The 19,248-nt window shown below is 68.5% G+C and carries 20 protein-coding genes; 16 read left to right on the forward strand and 4 right to left on the reverse strand.

From position 1 onward, the window contains the following. The 11 genes from VF522_RS20525 to VF522_RS20575 form a co-directional block, all read left to right on the forward strand. Window positions 1-797, forward strand: a 797-nt coding sequence (locus tag VF522_RS20525; RefSeq protein ID WP_330910173.1) for a tripartite tricarboxylate transporter substrate binding protein, incomplete at its 5' end; no start/stop codon positions are given. 124 nt (window positions 798-921) lie between these two features. Further along, window positions 922-1,131, forward strand: a complete 210-nt coding sequence (locus VF522_RS20530; RefSeq protein ID WP_330910174.1) for a hypothetical protein — start codon at window positions 922-924, stop codon at window positions 1,129-1,131. 228 nt (window positions 1,132-1,359) lie between these two features. Continuing rightward, on the forward strand, window positions 1,360-2,238 hold the full coding sequence (locus VF522_RS20535; RefSeq protein WP_330910175.1) for an amidohydrolase family protein: 879 nt from the start codon (window positions 1,360-1,362) through the stop codon (window positions 2,236-2,238). 21 nt (window positions 2,239-2,259) lie between these two features. Further along, complete coding sequence (locus tag VF522_RS20540; protein ID WP_330910176.1) at window positions 2,260-3,630, forward strand: NAD-dependent succinate-semialdehyde dehydrogenase; 1,371 nt, start codon at window positions 2,260-2,262, stop codon at window positions 3,628-3,630. Window positions 3,631-3,644: 14 nt separating this feature from the next. Then, complete coding sequence (locus tag VF522_RS20545; protein WP_330910177.1) at window positions 3,645-4,067, forward strand: cupin domain-containing protein; 423 nt, start codon at window positions 3,645-3,647, stop codon at window positions 4,065-4,067. Between the two features lie 14 nt (window positions 4,068-4,081). Beyond that, complete coding sequence (locus VF522_RS20550) at window positions 4,082-5,152, forward strand: isocitrate/isopropylmalate dehydrogenase family protein (protein ID WP_330910178.1); 1,071 nt, start codon at window positions 4,082-4,084, stop codon at window positions 5,150-5,152. Between the two features lie 11 nt (window positions 5,153-5,163). Further along, window positions 5,164-6,138, forward strand: coding sequence for a tripartite tricarboxylate transporter substrate binding protein (locus tag VF522_RS20555; RefSeq protein WP_330910179.1), 975 nt, complete (start codon window positions 5,164-5,166; stop codon window positions 6,136-6,138). Between the two features lie 22 nt (window positions 6,139-6,160). Beyond that, window positions 6,161-7,156, forward strand: coding sequence for a tripartite tricarboxylate transporter substrate binding protein (locus VF522_RS20560; protein WP_330910180.1), 996 nt, complete (start codon window positions 6,161-6,163; stop codon window positions 7,154-7,156). Window position 7,157: 1 nt separating this feature from the next. Continuing rightward, on the forward strand, window positions 7,158-7,457 hold the full coding sequence (locus VF522_RS20565) for an antibiotic biosynthesis monooxygenase (protein WP_330910181.1): 300 nt from the start codon (window positions 7,158-7,160) through the stop codon (window positions 7,455-7,457). Between the two features lie 5 nt (window positions 7,458-7,462). Next, window positions 7,463-8,374, forward strand: coding sequence for a GntR family transcriptional regulator (locus VF522_RS20570; protein WP_330910182.1), 912 nt, complete (start codon window positions 7,463-7,465; stop codon window positions 8,372-8,374). A 132-nt stretch (window positions 8,375-8,506) separates the two neighbouring features. Beyond that, a complete protein-coding gene (locus VF522_RS20575) occupies window positions 8,507-9,334 on the forward strand; it encodes a 5'-3' exonuclease (RefSeq protein WP_330910183.1) in 828 nt (275 codons plus the stop codon). A 9-nt stretch (window positions 9,335-9,343) separates the two neighbouring features. Here VF522_RS20575 and VF522_RS20580 read toward each other — a convergent pair whose 3' ends face one another. The 3 genes from VF522_RS20580 to VF522_RS20590 are packed head-to-tail and all read right to left on the reverse strand — an operon-like array spanning window position 9,344 to window position 12,073. Next, the gene (locus tag VF522_RS20580; protein WP_330910184.1) at window positions 9,344-10,330 is read right to left on the reverse strand and encodes a tripartite tricarboxylate transporter substrate binding protein; all 987 of its coding nucleotides are present in this window, start codon (window positions 10,328-10,330) and stop codon (window positions 9,344-9,346) included. A 34-nt stretch (window positions 10,331-10,364) separates the two neighbouring features. After that, window positions 10,365-11,396 carry a hydroxyacid dehydrogenase gene (locus VF522_RS20585; protein ID WP_330910185.1) on the reverse strand — a complete coding sequence of 344 codons (1,032 nt, stop codon included), beginning with the start codon at window positions 11,394-11,396 and terminating at the stop codon, window positions 10,365-10,367. After that, window positions 11,396-12,073 (reverse strand): RraA family protein, encoded by a 678-nt coding sequence (locus VF522_RS20590; protein ID WP_330910186.1) that lies wholly within the window; start codon window positions 12,071-12,073, stop codon window positions 11,396-11,398. Before VF522_RS20590 ends, VF522_RS20585 begins: the two co-directional genes overlap by 1 nt. Before the next feature lie 149 nt (window positions 12,074-12,222). Here VF522_RS20590 and VF522_RS20595 point away from each other — a divergent pair, with 149 nt between their 5' ends. Beyond that, the gene (locus VF522_RS20595) at window positions 12,223-12,900 is read left to right on the forward strand and encodes a GntR family transcriptional regulator (RefSeq protein WP_330910187.1); all 678 of its coding nucleotides are present in this window, start codon (window positions 12,223-12,225) and stop codon (window positions 12,898-12,900) included. After that, the gene (ydiJ, locus tag VF522_RS20600) at window positions 12,897-15,941 is read left to right on the forward strand and encodes a D-2-hydroxyglutarate dehydrogenase YdiJ (protein ID WP_330910188.1); all 3,045 of its coding nucleotides are present in this window, start codon (window positions 12,897-12,899) and stop codon (window positions 15,939-15,941) included. Before VF522_RS20595 ends, ydiJ begins: the two co-directional genes overlap by 4 nt. Here the strand turns inward: ydiJ and VF522_RS20605 are convergent. Further along, window positions 15,847-16,815 (reverse strand): LysR family transcriptional regulator, encoded by a 969-nt coding sequence (locus tag VF522_RS20605; protein ID WP_330910243.1) that lies wholly within the window; start codon window positions 16,813-16,815, stop codon window positions 15,847-15,849. The genes ydiJ and VF522_RS20605 overlap by 95 nt on opposite strands. A 132-nt stretch (window positions 16,816-16,947) precedes the next feature. Between VF522_RS20605 and VF522_RS20610 the strand changes: the two genes are divergently transcribed. From VF522_RS20610 to VF522_RS20620, 3 genes are read left to right on the forward strand one after another with little or no spacing between them, the layout of a single operon-like run. After that, a complete protein-coding gene (locus VF522_RS20610) occupies window positions 16,948-17,766 on the forward strand; it encodes an ABC transporter substrate-binding protein (RefSeq protein WP_330910189.1) in 819 nt (272 codons plus the stop codon). Between the two features lie 28 nt (window positions 17,767-17,794). Next, window positions 17,795-18,481, forward strand: coding sequence for an amino acid ABC transporter permease (locus VF522_RS20615; RefSeq protein WP_330910190.1), 687 nt, complete (start codon window positions 17,795-17,797; stop codon window positions 18,479-18,481). A gap of 12 nt (window positions 18,482-18,493) precedes the next feature. Continuing rightward, window positions 18,494-19,234 carry an amino acid ABC transporter permease gene (locus VF522_RS20620; protein WP_330910244.1) on the forward strand — a complete coding sequence of 247 codons (741 nt, stop codon included), beginning with the start codon at window positions 18,494-18,496 and terminating at the stop codon, window positions 19,232-19,234. Window positions 19,235-19,248: the final 14 nt, after the last annotated feature.

Consider the following 19,248-nt stretch of genomic DNA (forward strand, 5'->3'; position numbering starts at 1 on the left):
GCCAGACCTTCGTGGTGGAGAACCGCCCGGGTGCGACCGGCGCGATCGGCGCGACCCAGGTCAAGCGTTCGGCGGCCGACGGCTACACGCTGATGGTGTCCTCGCTGGGCACCTACGTGATCGCGCCGCACCTGCAGAAGAACCTCGGCTACGACGCGACGCGCGACTTCGACTACATCACCATCCCGGTGCAGGCGCCCAACGTGCTGGTGGCGGGCCCGCACAAAAAAGCGCGCACGGTGGCGGAGGTGATCGCGGAGCTGAAGGCCAACCCGCGCAAGGTCTCGTTCGCGAGCTCGGGCAACGGCGCCTCGGACCATCTCTCGGCCGAGATCTTCTGGCAGCAGAGCGGCACCGAAGGCCTGCACGTGCCGTACAAGGGCGGCGCGCCGGCCATCAACGACCTGCTGGGCGGCCAGGTGGACTATTCCTTCCAGAACGTCAACGCGGTGCTGCAGCACATCCGCGCCGGCAAGCTGCACGCGATCGCGGTGACGGGTGCCAGGCGTTCACCGGTGTTACCCAATGTGCCCACCCTGGCCGAGGCCGGCGTGCAGGGCGCGGAGGTCTATTCGTGGCAGGGCCTCGCGGCGCCCAAGGGCCTGCCGCAGGCGGTCAAGGACAAGCTCGCCGCCGCTGCCGTCGCCGCAGTGCGCGATCCCGCGGTCGCCAGGCAGTTCACGGACCAGGGCATGGAGATCGTGGGCAATACGCCGGCGGAGTTCGCGGCATTCCAGGCGAGCGAGTACCTGCGCTGGAAGACCCTGATCGAGACGCGGAAGATCACCGCGGACTGAGGAGCCTCCTGCCCGTCCGGATGGACGCGGATGTCAGCGCGCTTCACGTTGGAGACGCCTGAAAGACGTCCGCGTCCTACCGCGCCGTCCGTGGGGCCACGCACTACACTGCACTCGTGGCGCCATGCATGACGAGGACCCCATGACGCAGACGGGCAAAGGCAAACCACCCAAGGAAGACTGGGGCGAATCCATCATGCCCGGCGAGCGCTCGGGCGAGGGTTCCGCCGAACTCTTCCGGCACATCCAGAAGGATGAGCGCCGCAAGGCGGGCATCACACCCAAACCTCCCGAGCCCGACACGCCGCCGCCCGATGAAGGCGACAAGCGCTGATCGCGCTCCGTAGCGCAGCGCGCTCCTGATCTCGCGCGCGGCGAACATGCCGCCGCATTCCCTTTCCGATTCCTTTCCGCACGCGCAGCGATGCTGGCCATCGCGTGCGTGACGGGCCACGCTTTACCGGTGTTTCGGAGTCAGGGAAAACCAGAAAAACGGACTGAAGCGTAGGGATATAGCGATTCCTTGGTATTTCTAGATGGTACAGTGGCATCTCAAAATACCATGCGTACCGAGACTCCATCCCTTCCGGCCCACGCCTGCGACTGCCACGCGCACGTGTTCGAGCCGGCGCGCTTCGCTTACGCGACGCAGCGAGCGTATACGCCTCCTGCCGCCGATGCGCGCCAGCTGAAGGAACTGCACCGCGGCCTGGGCGTCGAGCGCGTGGTCCTCGTGCAGCCCAGCGTCTACGGCACCGACAACGCCTGCCTGCTCGATGCACTGAAGGCCTACGGCGCCGACCAGGCGCGGGGTGTCGCCGTCGTGGACCTGGCGGCCATCGCCGACGATGCGCTGCGGGCGCTGCACGAAGGCGGCGTGCGCGGCGCGCGCCTGAACCTGCACGTCAGCGGCGGCGGCCTGGACGCGGCGCGCCAGCAGGTCGAGCGCGCGCGCCGCCTGCGCGCGCTGCCTGGCTGGTCGCTGCAAGTGCACGCCGGCCTCGATCTCGTCGTGGCATTGCTCGACGACTTGCGCGGCCTCGAAGTGCCGGTGGTGCTCGATCACTACGCCGGCGGCCTGCTGCCCGACCCGGCCAGCGAGGACCTGCTGGCCCACCTGCTGGCGGAACTGCGCCGCGGCCACCTGTACGTGAAGCTGTCCGCTCCCTACCGGCTCTGGTCCGGCGCGGGAATGGACCACGCCGCGCGGCTGGCGCGCGAATTCCACGCCGCCGCACCGGACCGCATCCTGTGGGGCTCGGACTGGCCCCACACCGGCGGCTCCGGACATCGCGGCGGCGCCCAGGACGCGATCGAGCCGTTCCGCAGCATCTGCAACGACCAGGTCCTGCGCGAGCTGCTGGCCTGCCTTCCCGACGAGGACGCGTGCCACCGACTGCTGGTGCGCAATCCCGCCGCCCTCTACGGCTTCGACGCCTGACCCTTCCGCACGAGGAATCCCATGATCACTTCCATCAATCCCGCGACCGGTGAAACGATCGCGACCTTCGAGCCGCACGACGAAGCGCGCATCGAAGCGGCGCTGGCCGGCGCGGCGCATGCGCAAAAGTCCTGGCGGCGCACCTCGCTGGCCGAGCGTTCCGCGCTGCTGAAGCGCGTCGCCCAGCAACTGCGCGAGCGCAAGCCGCACTTCGCGCGCCTCATCACGCTGGAGATGGGCAAGCCCATCGTCGAAGCCGAGGCGGAGATCGAGAAGAGCGCCTGGAACTGCGACTTCTACGCAGACAAGGCGCCCGAATACCTGGGCGACGAGATCGTTCCCAGCGGCGCCACCGAGAGCCGCGTCGTGTACGACCCGCTGGGCGTGGTGCTGGCGATCATGCCGTGGAACTATCCGGTGTGGCAGGTGCTGCGCTTCGCGGCTCCCGCACTCGCCGCCGGCAACGGCATCGTCCTGAAGCACGCCAACAACGTGCCGCAATGCGCGCTGGAACTGGAGAAGCTGTTCCGCGCCGCCGGCACGCCCGAGGGCCTGTTCGCGACCGTGCTGGTGGACGCCTCGCGCGTGAAGGGCCTGATCGAGGATCCGCGCATCGCGGCGCTGACGCTCACCGGCTCCACGCCCGTGGGCAAGCTGGTCGCCTCGCAGGCCGGCGCCGTGCTGAAGAAGCAGGTGCTGGAGCTGGGCGGCTCCGATCCCTTCATCGTGCTGGCCGATGCCGACCTGGAAGCGGCCGCGCGCACCGCCGTCAAGGCGCGCTTCATCAACGTCGGCCAGAGCTGCATCAACGGCAAGCGCTTCATCGTCGAAGCGTCGGTGGCCGACCGTTTCACCGACCTGTTCGTGAAGCACACCGAAGCGCTGAAGATCGGCGATCCGCTGGAGCGCGACGTGGCGATCGGCCCGATGGCGCGCGCCAACCTGCGCGACGACCTGCACGCGCAGGTGCGCAAGAGCGTGGAGCAGGGCGCGAAGCTGCTGGTGGGCGGCCGCTTCGTCGACGGTCCCGGCTACTTCTACCAGCCGACGGTGCTCGATCACGTGACGCCCGGCATGGTCGCCGCTTGCGAAGAAACCTTTGGCCCCGCTGCCGCGATCCTGCGCGTCAAGGATGTCGAAGCCGCGCTCGAAGTGGCCAACGGCCTCGACTACGGCCTGGGCGCCGCGCTCTGGACCACCGACCTGCAGCGCGCGCATGCGCTGGCGCGCCGCATCGAGGCGGGCGCCGTGTTCATCAACGGCCTGGTCGCTTCCGATCCGCGCCTGCCCTTCGGCGGCATCAAGCAATCGGGCTACGGCCGCGAGCTCGGCGTGCACGGCGCGCGCGAGTTCACCAACGTCAAGACCGTGTGGGTCGGCCCCGCGCGCTGAACAGGAAACAAGCCATGACCATCCGCACCCCTTCCAACGCGGCGCTCCTGAAGCCTGAAAGCCTGCCCCGACACGAGCGCGGCGGCGGTGCCAGCACCACCCCGCTGGTCACCCGCGCCGTCGGCAGCAGCAGCTTCATCACCGGCTACACCTCCTTCGGGGGCGGCACCGAGATCCCCTTCCACAGCCACAACGTGCAGGAAAGCGTGGTGCTGATGGAAGGCCGCGCCATCCTCGACATCGACGGCCTCGAGTACGAGCTCAAGCCGCACGACGTGACCTTCATCCCGCCCAACGTCCCGCACCGGTTCCGCAATCTCTCGAAGACCGAGCCGATGAAGATCCTCTGGATCTACGCCAACGCCGAGGCCACCCGCACGCTCACCGACACGGGCGTGACCAACTTCGTTTCCGCCGAACACGGCAAGAACGCCTGAACAGAAAGCTCCCCATGAAATTCCTGGTCCTCCCCGGTGACGGCATCGGCCCCGAGATCGTCGCTTCCGCCGTCGAAGTCCTGCAGGCGGCCGACCGCCGCTTCGGCCTCGACATCCACCTCGATTACGAGGACGTCGGCTTCGCCAGCCTGAAGAAGCACGGCACCACCCTGCGCGAGGAAGTGCTGGACAAGGCGCGCGGCTACGACGGCGTCATCCTCGGGACGCAGTCGCACGCCGACTATCCGGCGCCGGAGCAGGGCGGCCGCAACATCTCCGCGGCCTTCCGCGTGCAGCTGGACCTGTACGCCAACGTGCGTCCCGCGCGCACCCGCGAGTTCCTGCGCTCCAACATGGCGCCCGGCAAGACCATGGACCTGGTCATCATGCGCGAGGCCACCGAAGGCTTCTATCCCGACCGCAACATGAGCCGCGGCTGGGGCGAGATGATGCCCAGCCCCGACATGGCGATCTCGGTGCGCAAGATCACGCGCCACTGCAGCGAGCGCATCGCGCGCCGCGCCTTCGAACTGGCCATGACGCGCCGCAAGAAGGTGACGGCCATCCACAAGGCCAACAGTTTCCACATGACCGACGGCCTGTTCCTCGAGTGCGCGCGCAACGTCGCGAAGGACTTCCCGGAAGTCGCCTTCGAAGACCTGCTGGTCGACGCCTCCACCGCCTACCTGGTGCGCAACCCGGAGCGCTTCGACGTGCTCGTGGCCGAGAACTTCTACGGCGACATCCTGTCGGACCTCGCCAGTGAACTCTCCGGCAGCCTGGGCCTCGCGGGTTCGGTCATGGCCGGCGACCAGCTTTGCTGCGCACAGGCGCAGCACGGCTCCGCCCCCGACATCGAGAACCAGGACAAGGCGAATCCCACCTCCATGATCCTGTCGGTCGCGATGCTGGCCGACTGGATCGGCGAGAAGCGCAAGAGCGAGAAATTCCGCGCCGCCGGGCAGGCCATGCACGCCGCCGTGGAGAAGGTGCTCGCCAATCCCGAAACCCGCACCGCCGACATCGGCGGCCGCATCGGCACCAAGGCTTTCAGCCAGGCGGTCGTCGCCGCGCTGGGCCGATAAGGAGAGCTTCCATGAAAGTCTTGCACGCTGCCCTCGCGGCAGCCGGGATCACCCTGTGCGCCTCGCACGCCCTGGCCGCCGGCCCGGGCGGTTACCCGAGCCGGCCCGTGACCATCGTGGTGCCGTTCGCGCCGGGCGGCGGCAGCGACAACATCGCGCGCCTGCTCGCCACGCGCCTGACGGAGCGCACCAAGGGCACCTTCATCATCGAGAACAAGCCCGGCGCCGGCACCAACATCGGCAACGAGCTCGTGAGCCGGGCCACGCCGGACGGCCAGACGCTGCTGTTCGGACAGGTCACGCTGTCGATCAACCCCTACGTCTACAAGGGCCTGCGCTACAGCGTGCAGAAGGACTTTGCGCCCATCGCCCAGTTCGCCAGCTCCCCGACCGTGCTGGTGGTGACGAATGCGATGCCGGCGAAGACGGTGCAGGAATTCATCGGCCACGCGCGCGCCAATCCGGGCAAGGTGAACTACGGATCGGGCGGCGCCGGCACTTCGGTGCACCTGGCCGGCGAACTCTTCGAGTCGCTCACCGCGACGCAGATGGTGCACATCCCCTACAAGGGCAGCGCGCCGGCGGTCACCGACCTGATCGGCGGACAGATCCAGGCGATCTTCGACACCGCGCCGTCCGCGCTGCCGCACATCGCCGGTGGCAAGGTGCGCGCGCTGGCGGTCACGGGATCGCGCCGCCTGCCCGAGCTGCCGAACGTGCCGACCTTCGCCGAAGCCGGCGTGCCCGGCTTCGACGCGCCCGCCTGGTACGGCCTGCTCGCGCCGGCGAAGACGCCCGCGCCCATCGTGCAGTACCTCAACGCGGAGATCCAGGAGATCCTGAAGGAGCCGGCGACGCAGCAGCGCCTCGCGCAGCTGGGCGCGACGCCCGCGCCCGGCACGCCGGAAGCCTTCGGCGCCTTCATCCGTGCCGAGTCGGAGCGCTGGAGCACCGTGGTGCGCAAGGCCAACGTCACCCTCGACTGATTTCAACCACCAAGGAGACAAGATGTCCAAGAGGCAATCCCTGAAACTGATCGCAGGCGCGCTGCTGGCCTCCGTTGGCGCCTGCGCGATCGCGCAGACCGCGGCGGCCCCTTTCCCGTCGAAGACCATCACGATGGTCGTGCCCTACGCGCCGGGTGGCAGCTCCGATACGCGAGCGCGCCAGATCGCGGCCAAGATGGCGACCTTCCTCGGCCAGTCGATGATCGTCGAGAACCGTCCCGGCGCCGCCGGCAACATCGGCACCGACTACATCGCCAAGGCCGCGCCGGACGGCCACGTGATCGGCATCGGCAACCTCGCGCCTCTGACGGTCAACAAGTCGATGATGCCGAAGATGCCCTTCGATCCCGCGACCGACCTCGCGCCGATCGGCCTGATCGAGAAGGGTCCGCTGGTGCTGCTGGTGAGCGCCGACCGCTCGCCGCTCAGGAGCTTCTCCGAGCTGGTGGCCGCCGCCAAGGCCAGGCCCGGCTCGCTGAGCTACGCCTCGGCCGGCAACGGCGGCGCCTTCCACCTCGCCGGCGAACTGCTGGAAGATGCGATCGGCGCGCCGATGGTGCACGTCCCGTATCGCGGCGGCGGCCCGGCCACCACCGACCTGATCGCCGGCACGGTGAACTTCATGTTCGACATGGTGCCCGCGTCGCTGCCGTACACCAAGGCGGCGCCGCCGAAGGCCCGCGCCCTGGCCGTGGCCGCCGACAAGCGCCTGCCGCAGTACCCGGACGTGCCGACCTTCGCCGAACTCGGGGTGAAGAACTTCGAGGTGTCGAACTGGTTCGGCCTGGTGGCGCCGAAGAACACGCCGGCGCCGGTGATCGCCAGGCTGAACGACGCGCTGAACCGGGCGCTCAAGGATCCGGAGATCGCCGAGCGCATCACCTCGCAAGGCAATATCATCGGCGGCGGCACGCCCGAACAGTTCGGGCAGTTCATCGCCGCGGAGCGCGCGCGGTGGAGCAAGATCATCCAGGAAAAGAAGATCCAGGCAGACTGACGTGATCATCGAAATCGCAGACATCAAGGTGCGTCCCGAGGACAAGGACGCCTTCTCCGACGCCATCCGGCGCGCGGCGACCACCGTGCTGGCCAAGGCCGGCGGCTACCGCCGCCACGCCATCCTGGCCTGCCAGGAAACGCCGGGCCGGTTCATCCTGCACGTCGAGTGGGAGTCCCTCGAAGCGCACACGGTGGGCTTCCGGCAGTCGCCGGCGTTCGCCGAATGGCGCGCCATCATCGGGCCCTTCTTCCTGCAGCCGCCGCACGTGGAGCACTTCGACGTGGTGGCGGCCACCTGAGACCCGTGCAGGAAACGCGACGTTCCACCCGCGGCCTCGGCGAGCAGCTCGCCGGCAAGATCGAGTTCATGATCGCCGAGGAGTCCCTGGACCCGGGGACGCCGCTGGTGGAGCGCGCGCTCGCCGAGCGCTTCATGGTGTCGCGCTCCCCCGTGCGCGAAGCGCTGCGCCTGCTGGCGGAGCGCGGCACGGTGGGGCCGCGGCCGGAGGGCGGCTACGTCGTGCTGACGAAGCCCAAGGTGTCGCCGTTCACGGGCGCGTTCGAGACCGAGCCGCCCGAGGAGCGCATCTACCTGCAGATCGGCGAGGACCGCCTTTCGGGCGCGCTGCCCGAGAAGGTCAGCGAGAGCGACCTGATGCGCCGCTACGGCGTGACCAAGGCGCAGCTCGGCGCCATCCTGCGGCGCATCGCCAACGAAGGCTGGATCGAACGGCTGCCGGGACACGGGTGGCAGTTCCTGCCCATCCTCACGTCCGGCGAAACCTACGACCAGGCTTATCGCTTCCGCATCCTGATCGAATCGGCCGCGCTGCACGAGCCCGGCTTCAGGGTGGACGAAGCGGCCCTGCGCAAATGCCTGGCGGAGCAGCAGGCGTTGATCGACGGCGCGGTGGAATGGGCTTCGCCGGCGCAACTGTTCGATGCGAACACGCGCCTGCACGAGACCATCGCCGGCTTTTCCGGCAACGTCTTCATCCTCGAATCGCTGAAACGCATCAACCGGCTGCGCCGGCTGATGGAGTACCGCAAGGCGGTGAACCGCGAAGCGGCGGCACGGCGCTGCCGCGAACACAAGACGCTGATCGAGCTGCTGCTCTCCGGCCAGCGCGAAGCGGCGGCCGACTTCATCCGCCTGCACCTGCGCGATGCGGCGCGGGAGAAGGCGATGAGCAAGAGCTCGACGCTCGACGACTGATCAGTCGGCTTTCGCGCGCCGCCGTCCCGGCTCCAGGTCGCGCGCCATCTTCCACGCCGCGGCGTCGCGGTTCATGCGCGTGCCCTCTTCCGTGGGGATGCCGGGGGAAGGTGTTCCGAGTATCGTCTCTTCGTGATCATCGACCTCATCGACGGCACCTACGAGCTGTTCCGGCACTTCCACGGGCTGCGCCGATTCACGAAAGGCGAGGACCGGCCCTACGGCGCCGTCGTGGGCGTGCTCAACGGCGTGCTGCAACTGCTCGAGAACCGCGCGACGCACGTCGGCGTGGCGACGGACCACGTGATCGAGTCCTTCCGCAACCGGCTGTGGGCCGGCTACAAGACGGGCGAAGGCATCGATCGCGCATTGCGAGCCCAGTTCGAGCCGCTGGAAGAGGGACTCGCCGCGATGGGCGTGGTGGTCTGGCCGATGATCGAGCTCGAGGCCGACGATGCGCTGGCGAGCGCGGCGCATCTCGCCGACCAGGACGGGCGTGTCGAGTGCGTGCTGGTCTGGACGCCCGACAAGGACCTGGCGCAGTGCGTGCGCGGCGACCGCGTGATGCAGGTGGATCGCCGGGGCAACAAGATCCGCGCGGCGCGGGACATCCGCGAGAAGTTCGGCGTCGACCCCGTGCTGATCCCCGACTACCTGGCGCTGGTCGGCGACGCGGCAGACGGCTACCCCGGCATTTCCGGGATCGGCGCCGTCGGCGCCGCACGCCTGTTGAACCAGCACGGGACGATCGAGTCCTTTCCGCCCGGCGTGCTCGGCGATCACCTGGAGGACGCACTGCTGTTCAAGCGTCTCGCGACGCTGCGCACCGACGCCCACCTGTTCGACGACGTCGAGTCCCTGCGCTGGCGAGGACCCACCGATGCGTTCGTCGCGTGGACGGAAAAAAAGGGCACGCCGGCTTTGTTGCAGCGTGCCCTCGATGCGGCGGCGAAGAAGTGATGCGCCGGCTTACTTGTCCGTCCAGGGCATCGTCTGCCACAGCTGCTTGAAGTCGGCCTCGTTCTCTTTCAGCTCGGTCGCGTAGGCGGCGGGCGGCAGGTAGCGCAGCGGCGCGAAGTAGCCGAGGGCCTTGGCCTGGAACTCCGGATCGGCCGCGGCCTTCTGCACCGCGTTCACCAGCTGCTCGCGCACGGCGGGCGGCAGGTTCTTCGGCGCCGCGATGCCGCGCAGCGAGGCCATGATCACGTTGAAGCCCTGCTCCTTGAACGTGGGCACGTTGGGCGCGAGGTTCGAGCGCTTCTCGCTCATCTGCCCCAGGTGGCGCATCGGTGTGCCGCCCTTCTGGTACTGCATGGCCTCGCCGATGTTCATCGCGGCCAGCATGATCTGCTTGCTGGCAATGGCGTTGTGCACTTCGGCGGCGCCCTTGAAGGGCACATGGGTCATCTTGATGCCGGCGGCGCGCTCGAACATCAGCGCGGCGAGGTGGTCGTCCGATCCGATGCCGGTGGTGCCGTAGGTGACCTTGCCCGGGTTCGCCTTGGCGTAGGAGACCAGTTCGGCCAGGCTCTTGACCGGCGTGTCGGCGTGCACCGAGAAGTTGCCCGGGTCGTCGACGATGTTGCCCAGCAGGTCGTAGTTCTGCCAGTGGAAGGTGGCCTTGCGCTCGATCGGGATCGTCAGCACGTTGGGCGTGTTGATGAAGCCGATCGTGTAGCCGTCGGCATGCGCGTTGGCCACTTCGGCGAAGCCGATGCCGCCGCCGGCGCCTGGCCGGTTGACCACCACGATGGAGGCATTGTTGCCCAGGTACTTGGTCATGTACTGGGCCATCAGGCGGGCGATGATGTCGGTGCCGCCGCCGGCGGCGTAGGCGACCACCATCTTGACCGGCTGCTCCGGGTAGGCGGCTTGCGCCACGCCGGGCGCCACGGCCGCGGCGCACAGCGCCAGCGCCGGCAGCAGCCGCTTCAGCAGGGAGGGAATGCGTTGCATGGGAGTGTCTCCTTGGTTTGGATGAATGAGGGGCTCAGCCCAGGATGCGGGCGCGCCGCTGTTCGAAGGCCGGCCAGACTTCCGGGTTGACCAGGCGCGGGGGGCGTTCGCCGCGCAGCACGCCGGCGATCTGCTCGGCGGAGATCGCGGCGACGTTGCTGCGGCACTCGTGCGTGACGCCTGCCACGTGGAAGGTGGCGAACACGTTGTCCTTCGCGAGCAGCGGATGGTCCAGCGGGGGCGGTTCCTGGTCCCACACGTCGAGGCCGGCACCGGCCAGGTGGCCGGAGCGCAGCGCCTGCACCAGGGCCGTCTCGTCGTGGATGCCGCCGCGCGCCGTGGTGATGAAGATGGCTCCCTTCTTCATGCGCGCGAAGGTGTCGGCGTTCATCATCTTCAGCGTGCTGGCGTCGCGCGGGCAGTGCAGCGACACGAAATCGGATTGCGCGAGCAGTTCCTGGAAGGACACGGCCCTGGCGCCGCGGCGCGCGATCTCCTCCGGCGACAGGAAGGGGTCGGTGGCGATCACCTCCATGCCGAAGGCGCGGGCGAGGGCGGCCACGCGCGTACCGATGTGGCCGATGCCGACCAGGCCCACGGTCTTGCCGTGGATCTCGTGGCCCATCACGTCCTCTCGGGAGTAGCCGACCTCGCGGCGCATCCGGCGGTCGCCCTCCAGCATGCGGCGGGACACGCCCAGCATCAGCCCCAGCGTGTGTTCCGCCACCGAGACGGCGTTGCCGCCGGCCTGGTTGACGACGGCGATGCCGGCCGCGGTGCAGGCGGCGACGTCCACCGTGTCGTAGCCGGCGCCGCTGGAGGACACGAGCAGCAGGTCCGGGCAGCGGGCGAGCAGGTCCGCGCGCGCGAACCATTCCTGCGGGAGTTCGTCCTTGGCCGCGGACACGTGATAGACGTGAGCGCTCGAGAGGATGTCCCACGCGGCGGCGGTGTTGCCGCGCACGGGGAACACGCGCAGGGACACGCCCGGCTCGCGCTTCAGGCGCTCGTCGAAGGCATCGGAAATCCAGAGGTCCGTGCGGACCACGCGCTTGTCGCCGGCCATCAGCGCGGCTCCGTGTTGCAGCCGATGCGCTTGAGCGTCGCGTCGATCCAGCTGGTGTCGAGCGTGCCGGCGGCGATGTCCGCCAGCGTCTTCTTCTCGGCTTCCATCTTCTTGTGGGTGGCGGCCAGCACTTCCTCGGCGTCGTCGAAAGGCACGCACAGCAGGCCGTCGAAGTCGCCGACGACCAGGTCGCCGGGGTGGATCACCATGCCGTCGATGGCGATGGGCACGTTGATCTCGCCGGGGCCGTCCTTGTAGGGGCCGCGGTGGGTCACGCCGGCGGCGTAGAGGGGGAAGGTGCCCTGGCCGATCTCTTCCGAGTCGCGTACCGCGCCGTTGAGGACGATGCCCGCGACGCCCTTCTTGACGGCGGTGGCCATCATGATCTCGCCGAACAGCGAATTGGTCAGGTCGCCGCCGGCATCCACCACGATCACGTCGCCGGGCTGGGCCATCGTCAGCGCCTTGTGGATCATGAGGTTGTCGCCGGGACGGCACTTCACCGTCAGCGCCGGGCCGGCGAGGGCGCCGCTCTTGTGCATGGGGCGCAGCCGCGGGCCGGCCGCCGTCATGCGCGTCATGCAGTCGCTGATGTTGGCCACGGGCAGGCCCTTGAAGGCCTGCACGAGTTGCGCCGAAACCTGGCGCGTGCGCTTGAGGATCTGGAGTCCGACCATGCTGAATCTGCTTCCGGTGGGGTGGAGAAGGAACGGGACGCAATGTACAATAAAAAAACAATCCGGTCGACGATTTCCTTCTGGCTCTGCGGTTTTCAGAGGTGAAGGGTCGGCCTCGGGTTTTCCATGAGTACAAATCGGGAACAAACATGTCCGGCGCTTCCGACAAGGCCTACGAACTCCTGAAGCAGCGCCTGGTGGGCGGCGTCTATGCGCCCGGCGCGCAGCTGAAGGAGGAACACCTCGCGCGGGAGCTCGCCATCAGCCGCACGCCGGTGCGCGTGGCGCTCAAGCGCCTGGTGGACGACGGACTGGCGACGGCGGACCGCGGCCGCGGCGTGCGCGTCGCCGAATGGACCGAGGCCGATATCGGGGAGACCTTCGAGCTGCGTGGCTTGCTGGAAGGCCATGCGGCCGAACTGGCGGCGCAGCGCGGCGGCGTCGCGCTGGCCGACCGGCTCGATGCGCTGAACGACGAGATGGACCGCGCGATCCGCAAGGGCGGCCCCGCGCTGCCGGAACGCCTGCAGGAGATCAATTCGGCTTTCCACCGTGCCGTGCTCGAGGCCAGCGGCTCGCCGCGCCTGCGCGGCATGCTGGCCGGCCTGATCGACATGCCCATCGTGATCCGCTCGCACTTCATCAGCACGCTGCAGGACAAGGTGCAGAGCCTGCAGCACCACCGCGACCTCGCGGCGGCGGTGCGCGCCGGCGACGCCGAACTGGCGCGCCAGGTGATGCAGTTGCACCTGCGCGTGGCGGCGCACCGCTTCAAGCGCCAGCGCAGCGAACTCGGCGCCGCGCGCCGCTCCGGAGACGAGGCTTGATCCCGGCGCTGCGTGCCGGCGACGGACCCTCTTCGCTCGCGTCCGACTACCTCGCGGAGCTGCGCCTGCGCGGATTCGAAGGTGACATCGGGCAGGCGCATGCGGACCGCACCGTCTTCGCCACCGACAACTCCATCTACCAGGTGGCGCCGCAAGCCATCCTCTTCCCGCGCCACGAGGTGGACGTCGTGCGCATCGCCAAGCTCGCCCACGAGCCGCGCTTCCAGGCCTTGAAGTTCACGCCGCGCGGCGGCGGCACCGGCACCAACGGGCAGTCGCTCACCGACGGGATCTCGGTCGACCTGTCGCGCCACATGCATGCCATCCTCGAGGTGAACCTGGAGGAGGGGTGGGCGCGTGTGCAGGCCGGCGTGGTGAAGGACCAGCTGAATGCCGCCGTCGCGGCCCACGGCCTGTTCTTCGCCCCCGAGTTGTCGCCGTCGAACCGCGCCACGATCGGCGGCATGATCGCGACCGACGCGTCGGGCCAGGGCTCGGTGCTTTACGGCAAGACGCGCGACCACGTGATGGAGCTGCGCGCCGTGTTCATCGACGGCACCGAGTGGCACTCGCGTCCGCTCACGTCTGAGGAATTGGCGGCGGCGAAGGGACGCGGCGACCGCGTCGGCCACGTGCTGCGCGTGCTCGATCGCATCCGCGAGGAGGACGCCGGCCTGATCGCCGAGCGCTTTCCGAAGCTGAACCGCTGCGTCACCGGCTACGACCTGGTGCACCTGTGCGACTGCCACGGCCGCTTCGACCTGAGTTCCGTGCTCTGTGGCGCGGAAGGCAGCCTGGCCTTCGTCACGGAGGCGAAGGTGAAGCTGACGCCGGTGCCGCGCTGCACCGCCTTGCTGAACATCCGCTATGCGTCCTTCGACGCGGCGCTGCGCGATGCCGGTGCGCTGATGCGACTGGAGGCGGCGTCGAGCGAGACGGTCGATGCGACCGTGCTCGCGCTGGCGCGGCAGGATCCCATCTGGCTGAAAGTGCGCGAGTTCTTCCCCGACGATCCGGAAGGTCCGGCTGAGGGCGTGAACATCGTTGAATTCGTCGCGGGCGACGAGGCGGAGCTGGAAGCGAAGCTCGCGCGGGTGCAGGCGGCACTCGCGGGCGGAGGCGCCGGCCGCCGGGGCTACACGGTGGCGCGCGGCGCCGATGCCTCGGCGGCGATCTGGTCCATGCGCAAGAAGTCCGTCGGCCTGCTCGGGAACATGCAGGGCGAGCGGCGGCCGATGCCCTTCGTCGAGGACACGGTGGTTCCGCCGGAGAACCTGGCCGACTACATCCGCGAGTTCCGCGCCGCACTGGACCGCCGCGGCCTCGTGTACGGCATGTTCGGCCATGTCGACGCCGGTTGCCTGCACGTGCGTCCGGCCCTGGACATGAAGGATCCCGCGCAGGAGAAGCTGGTGCGCGAGATCTCCGACGAGGTCTTCGCGCTGACCCGCAAGTACAAGGGCGTGCTGTGGGGCGAGCATGGCAAGGGCATGCGCTCCGAATACGCGCCCGAGTTCTTCGGCCCGCTGTACCCGCGCATGCAGGAGATCAAGGCCGCCTTCGATCCGCACAACCAGCTCAATCCCGGCAAGATCGCGGCGCCGCCGGGGCAGGATCTCATCCGCCTCGACGCGGCGCCCACGCGCGGCCAGTTCGACCGGCAGATCCCCATCGCCATCCGCCGCGACAACGAGGATTCGCTGCACTGCAACGGCAATGCGGCCTGCTTCAACTACGACCTCGATGATGCGATGTGCCCGTCGTGGAAGGCAACGCGCGACCGCAAGCATTCGCCCAAGGGACGCGCCTCGCTGATGCGCGAGTGGCTGAGGCTGCTCGCCCAGGGCAACGTCGATCCGGCGGCGGCGCCGCGTGCGCGCTGGCGCGACCTGCCGGCGCGTGCCTGGAACACATGGCGCGGTGCCGAGGATTTTTCCCTCGAGGTGAAGGAAGCCATGGACGGCTGCCTGGCCTGCAAGTCCTGCGTGGGGCAGTGCCCGATCAAGGTCGACGTGCCGGCCTTCCGCTCGCGCTTCCTCGAAGCGTTTCACGGGCGCTACCTGCGTCCGGCGCGGGACCACCTGGTGGCGCGGCTGGAAAGTCTCCTGCCCCGGATGGCAAGTTCACCGCGTCTGGTGAACGCGTTGACGCACGGCAGCGTGGGACGCGGCGCCGCACGCGCGCTGGGTCTCGTGGCCCTGCCCGAACTCGACACCCTCGACCTGCGCGCCGCTCTGGAGCGCCGCGGCGTACGGATCGCGACGCCGCATGTGCTCGCGGCCTTGTCCGTTGACGAACGCCGCCGCAACGTGGTCGTGGTGCAGGATGCCTTCACCACGCATTACGACGCAGCGGTCGTCCTCGACCTGTTCGAACTGCTGCAAAGGCTCGGCTACCAGCCCTGGCTGGCGCCGTTCCTTCCCAATGGCAAGCCGCAGCATGTGCTGGGCTTCCTCACTGGCTTCCAGGAGACCGCGCAGCGCAACGCGCGCATGCTGCGCGAACTTGCCGCCACCGGCGTGAGCCTCGTCGGCCTCGATCCGTCGATGACGCTCGCCTACCGTGCCGAGTACGTCAAGGCGCTCGGCCAGGAGGCCGTGCCCACGATCGCGCTGCCGCAGGAATGGCTGGCGCAGCGGCTGGACGAACTGCCGCAACTCGCAGCCGAGGGGACTGCGCCCTGGGCGCTGCTGCCGCATTGCACCGAGCGCACCAATGCGCCGGCGGCGACGGCGGAGTGGGCGAGGGTGGCGCGCCGCCTGGGAGTCGAGTTGCAGGTTCTGGCCAGCGGCTGCTGCGGCATGGCGGGCCTGTATGGACATGAGCAGCGCAACCGCGCGACCTCGGAGAAGATCTACGGCCTCAGCTGGCGATCGTTGCTCGCCGACCCGCGCCATGCCGGCAGGACGGTCGCCACCGGCTATTCCTGCCGCTGCCAGGCGCAGATCATGGACGGCGTGCAGCTGATGCACCCGCTGCAGCTCCTGCTGCGCGCGGTGGGCGCGCCGGCGCCGCCTCGCTCGCCTGGAATGCTTGCGTGAAGTCGCAGCATTCCTGCGCCAGCATGACGATCGAGGCGACCAGCGTGCTGCGCTGCTCGCCCTTGTAGGCCGCGACGTAGCGCACGTCCGGCAGGGTGGGCGTGACTTTCAGCACCGCCAGCATGCCGGCATCCACCATGGGCGCCAGGCAATCGCGCGGCAGGTGGGCGACGCCCAGGCCCGACACCGTCATCCCGATGATCGCCACCAGGTTGCTGCTGACGATGGTGTCGGCCGGCCGCACGCCGACGGTCTTGAACCAGCGCTCGTACACCAGGCCGGTGCCGGAGCGGTCGCCCTGCGTCAGCACCCGCTGGCGGAACAGCTCGTGCACCCGCAGCGACTTGCGCTCGTCGAGCAGGCCCGGCTTGCACATCCACACGTTGCGCACGGCGCCGACGGGCTTCTTGTCCAGGCGGGCGTCCTCGAACATGTCCGGCATGATCACGAGATCCAGTTCGTCGGCCAGCAGCTTCTCGCGCATCGTGACGCTGGCGTCCACGTCGGGCTCGATCACCACGCGCGGGTAGTAGGCCTGCACCATCGCCACCAGCCGAGGCAGCCAGGTCATGGCCGTGAGCTCGGTCACGCCGATGCGCAGGCGCCGCTCGATCACCTCCGGCTGGACGAAGCGCTCCACGGCGAGGTTGCGCTGCTCCAGCAGCGTCCTGGCGATCAGGAACATCTCCTCGCCCTTTTCCGTGAGGCGGGCGGCGCGCAGGCTGCGGTCGAACAGGGGCGTGGCGAACAGCGCCTCCAGTTCCTGCACCCGCTTGGAAACGGCCGACTGCGTGGTGTGCAGCTTTTCGGCCGCCTGCGAGAAGCCGCCCAGCTGCGCGACCCAGTAGATCGCTTCCAGCTGCTTGAACGTCATCATGGTGCGCGGCCTCGGTAATAACCCTTCGAGTATGCCTTTAGGGAATTGGACCGGATAGAAAAATATCGCTTTTTTTGCTTTGACGGTGCTCCCAGAATGCAGGCCAGCCCAACACCGAGGAGCCTTCCCATGTTCAAGCGCACCACTTTCGCCATCGCCATCGCCGCCCTGTCCGTCGTGTCCACCGGCGCGTTCGCGGACCAGCTCGCCGACATCAAGCAGAAGGGCACCCTGGTCTGCGGCACGCTGGGCACCTCCGAGCCTTTCAGTTTCCCCGACCCGCAGACCCGCGAAGTCACGGGCTACGACGTCGACTTCTGCAAGGCACTGGCGAAGTCGCTGGGCGTGAAGCCCGAGTTGAAGCTGATCGCCGTGGCCGCGCGCATCCCCGAACTGCAGCAAGGCCGCGTCGACGTCGTCATCGCCAACCTGGGCTGGACCGCCGAGCGCGCCCAGCAGATCGCCTACAGCCACCAGTACTTCGCGAGCGAGCAGAAGGTCGCGGTCAAGAAGGACAGCGGCATCCGCGGCATCAAGGACCTGGGCGGCAAGCGCGTGTCCGCCACCAAGGGCTCGACGTCCGAGCAGGCCGTGCGCAAGTCGATCCCGACGGCAACCACCGTGACCTTCCAGGATCCCCCGAGCGGCTTCCTGGCCTTGCAGCAGGGCAAGGTGGAAGGCTTCGCGCTGTCCGAGATGTCGCTGGTGAAGTTCGCGCAGCAATCGGAAGCCACCGCGCCGGTCGTCATCCTGGACCAGTCGCTGATCCTCGAGCCCTGGGGTGTCGGCATGCGCAAGGAGGAAGCGGCCCTCATCAAGCACGTGAACGGCACGCTCGAAGCGATGGAAAAGGGCGGCGAAGCGGCGAAGCTCTTCGACAAGTGGATGGGCCCGGCCACGCAGTACAAGATGCGCCGCGGCTTCCACGTCGAAGCCATCAAGGGCTGAGCGCCGGGACCCGGGCGTCATGGCCGGCATGGACCTTTCCGTCCTGCTGCAGGGCGACAACGCGAAGCAGATCGCTTCCGGCGTCGCCACGATGCTGCAGTTGACGGCCTTCGCGTGGCTGCTGGCCGTCGGCGTCGGCATCCTGCTCGCGTTCATTCGCATGAGCGGCAGCAAGTGGGCGCAGGGGTTCGTGGCCGCCTACGTGGAGTACCACCAGAACGTGCCGATGCTGGTGCAGATCTTCCTGTGGTACTTCGGCATCCCGGCCCTGCTGCCGGCCGGCGTGCAGCAATGGATCAACTCCGGCAACAGCGGCTTCTTCTTCGCCTTCGTGGCCGTGGGCCTGGCGATGGCCGCCTACATGTCCGAAGGCCTGCGCGGCGGCATCCGCTCCATCCCGAAGTCGCAACTGGAGGCGGCACGGGCGCTGGGGTTCGGGCACGGGCAGGCCTTCCGGCTGGTCGTGCTGCCGCAGGCCGTGCGCATCGCGCTGCCGACGCTCGTGAGCCACAGCGTGCTTCTGTTCAAGAACACGAGCCTCGCCATGGCGATCGGCGTGGCCGAACTGACCTACGTCACCCGTGAGATCGAAAGCCAGACTTTCCGCACGATGGAGATCTACCTTCTGGCCACCGGCGCCTACCTCGGCATCTCGCTGCTGATCATGTTCGCGGGCGGCCACCTCGAGAACCGGCTGCGCATCCGCACGAGGTGAAACGTGGGCGACATCTTCTCCATCCTGCGCGACTACGGCGTGCTGCTCCTGATCGGGCAGTATCCGCAAGGGCCGCTCGGCGGCCTGGCCGTCACGCTGTTGCTGGCGCTTGGCGGCATCCTGCTCGCCTTCCCGCTGGCGGTGCTGATGGCGCTGGCGACGACGAGCCCTGTCGCGTGGCTGCGCCGCCCCGTGTTCGCGCTGATCTACGTAGCGCGTGGCGTGCCGCTGGTCATGTTCATCTTCTGGGTGTACTTCTTCCTGCCGGTGCTGGTGGGCAGGACCGTCAGCGGGTTCACCACCATGCTCGCCACGCTGGTGATCTACCAGGCGGCCTACATGGCCGAGATCGTGCGCGCCGGCATCGAAGGCCTGCCCAAGGGCCAGATGGAAGCAGGGCGCGCCGTGGGCCTGAGCTACCTGCAGACCATGCGCAGGATCGTCCTGCCGCAGGCTCTGTACAACATGGTGCCTTCCATGGTCAGCCAGTTCGTCTCCACCATCAAGGAGACGTCGCTCGGCTACGTGATCAGCGTCAACGAGCTGACTTTCGCGGCCAACCAGGTCAACACGACGCTGCTGACGAAACCGTTCTCGGTGTTCGTGACCCTGGCCGGCATCTACTTCGTGCTCTGCTTCTCCCTCACGCGGCTGGCCGCGTATCTGGAACGCCGCATCGCGCGCAAGCGCGCCGGAACCCTCGTGGCCGCCTCGCCGTCCCCTGCCATCGGCCGGCCGCTGGCGGTCGAATGAACCTCCCGTTGGAA

This window comes from Ramlibacter sp. (assembly GCF_036383835.1).
In the GTDB taxonomy this organism is placed as follows: domain Bacteria; phylum Pseudomonadota; class Gammaproteobacteria; order Burkholderiales; family Burkholderiaceae_C; genus Ramlibacter.

Bases quoted from the DNA above. Each gene is read 5' to 3' on its own strand.
- VF522_RS20605 (WP_330910243.1), bottom strand. From the start codon at position 16,815: ATGACGTTCAAGCAGCTGGAAGCGATCTACTGGGTCGCGCAGCTGGGC.
- VF522_RS20540 (WP_330910176.1), top strand. From the start codon at position 2,260: ATGATCACTTCCATCAATCCCGCGACCGGTGAAACGATCGCGACCTTC.
- VF522_RS20615 (WP_330910190.1), top strand. From the start codon at position 17,795: ATGGACCTTTCCGTCCTGCTGCAGGGCGACAACGCGAAGCAGATCGCT.
- VF522_RS20545 (WP_330910177.1), top strand. From the start codon at position 3,645: ATGACCATCCGCACCCCTTCCAACGCGGCGCTCCTGAAGCCTGAAAGC.
- VF522_RS20580 (WP_330910184.1), bottom strand. From the start codon at position 10,330: ATGCAACGCATTCCCTCCCTGCTGAAGCGGCTGCTGCCGGCGCTGGCG.
- VF522_RS20535 (WP_330910175.1), top strand. From the start codon at position 1,360: ATGCGTACCGAGACTCCATCCCTTCCGGCCCACGCCTGCGACTGCCAC.
- VF522_RS20550 (WP_330910178.1), top strand. From the start codon at position 4,082: ATGAAATTCCTGGTCCTCCCCGGTGACGGCATCGGCCCCGAGATCGTC.
- VF522_RS20530 (WP_330910174.1), top strand. From the start codon at position 922: ATGCATGACGAGGACCCCATGACGCAGACGGGCAAAGGCAAACCACCC.
- VF522_RS20590 (WP_330910186.1), bottom strand. From the start codon at position 12,073: ATGGTCGGACTCCAGATCCTCAAGCGCACGCGCCAGGTTTCGGCGCAA.
- VF522_RS20555 (WP_330910179.1), top strand. From the start codon at position 5,164: ATGAAAGTCTTGCACGCTGCCCTCGCGGCAGCCGGGATCACCCTGTGC.
- VF522_RS20585 (WP_330910185.1), bottom strand. From the start codon at position 11,396: ATGGCCGGCGACAAGCGCGTGGTCCGCACGGACCTCTGGATTTCCGAT.
- VF522_RS20560 (WP_330910180.1), top strand. From the start codon at position 6,161: ATGTCCAAGAGGCAATCCCTGAAACTGATCGCAGGCGCGCTGCTGGCC.
- VF522_RS20610 (WP_330910189.1), top strand. From the start codon at position 16,948: ATGTTCAAGCGCACCACTTTCGCCATCGCCATCGCCGCCCTGTCCGTC.
- VF522_RS20595 (WP_330910187.1), top strand. From the start codon at position 12,223: ATGTCCGGCGCTTCCGACAAGGCCTACGAACTCCTGAAGCAGCGCCTG.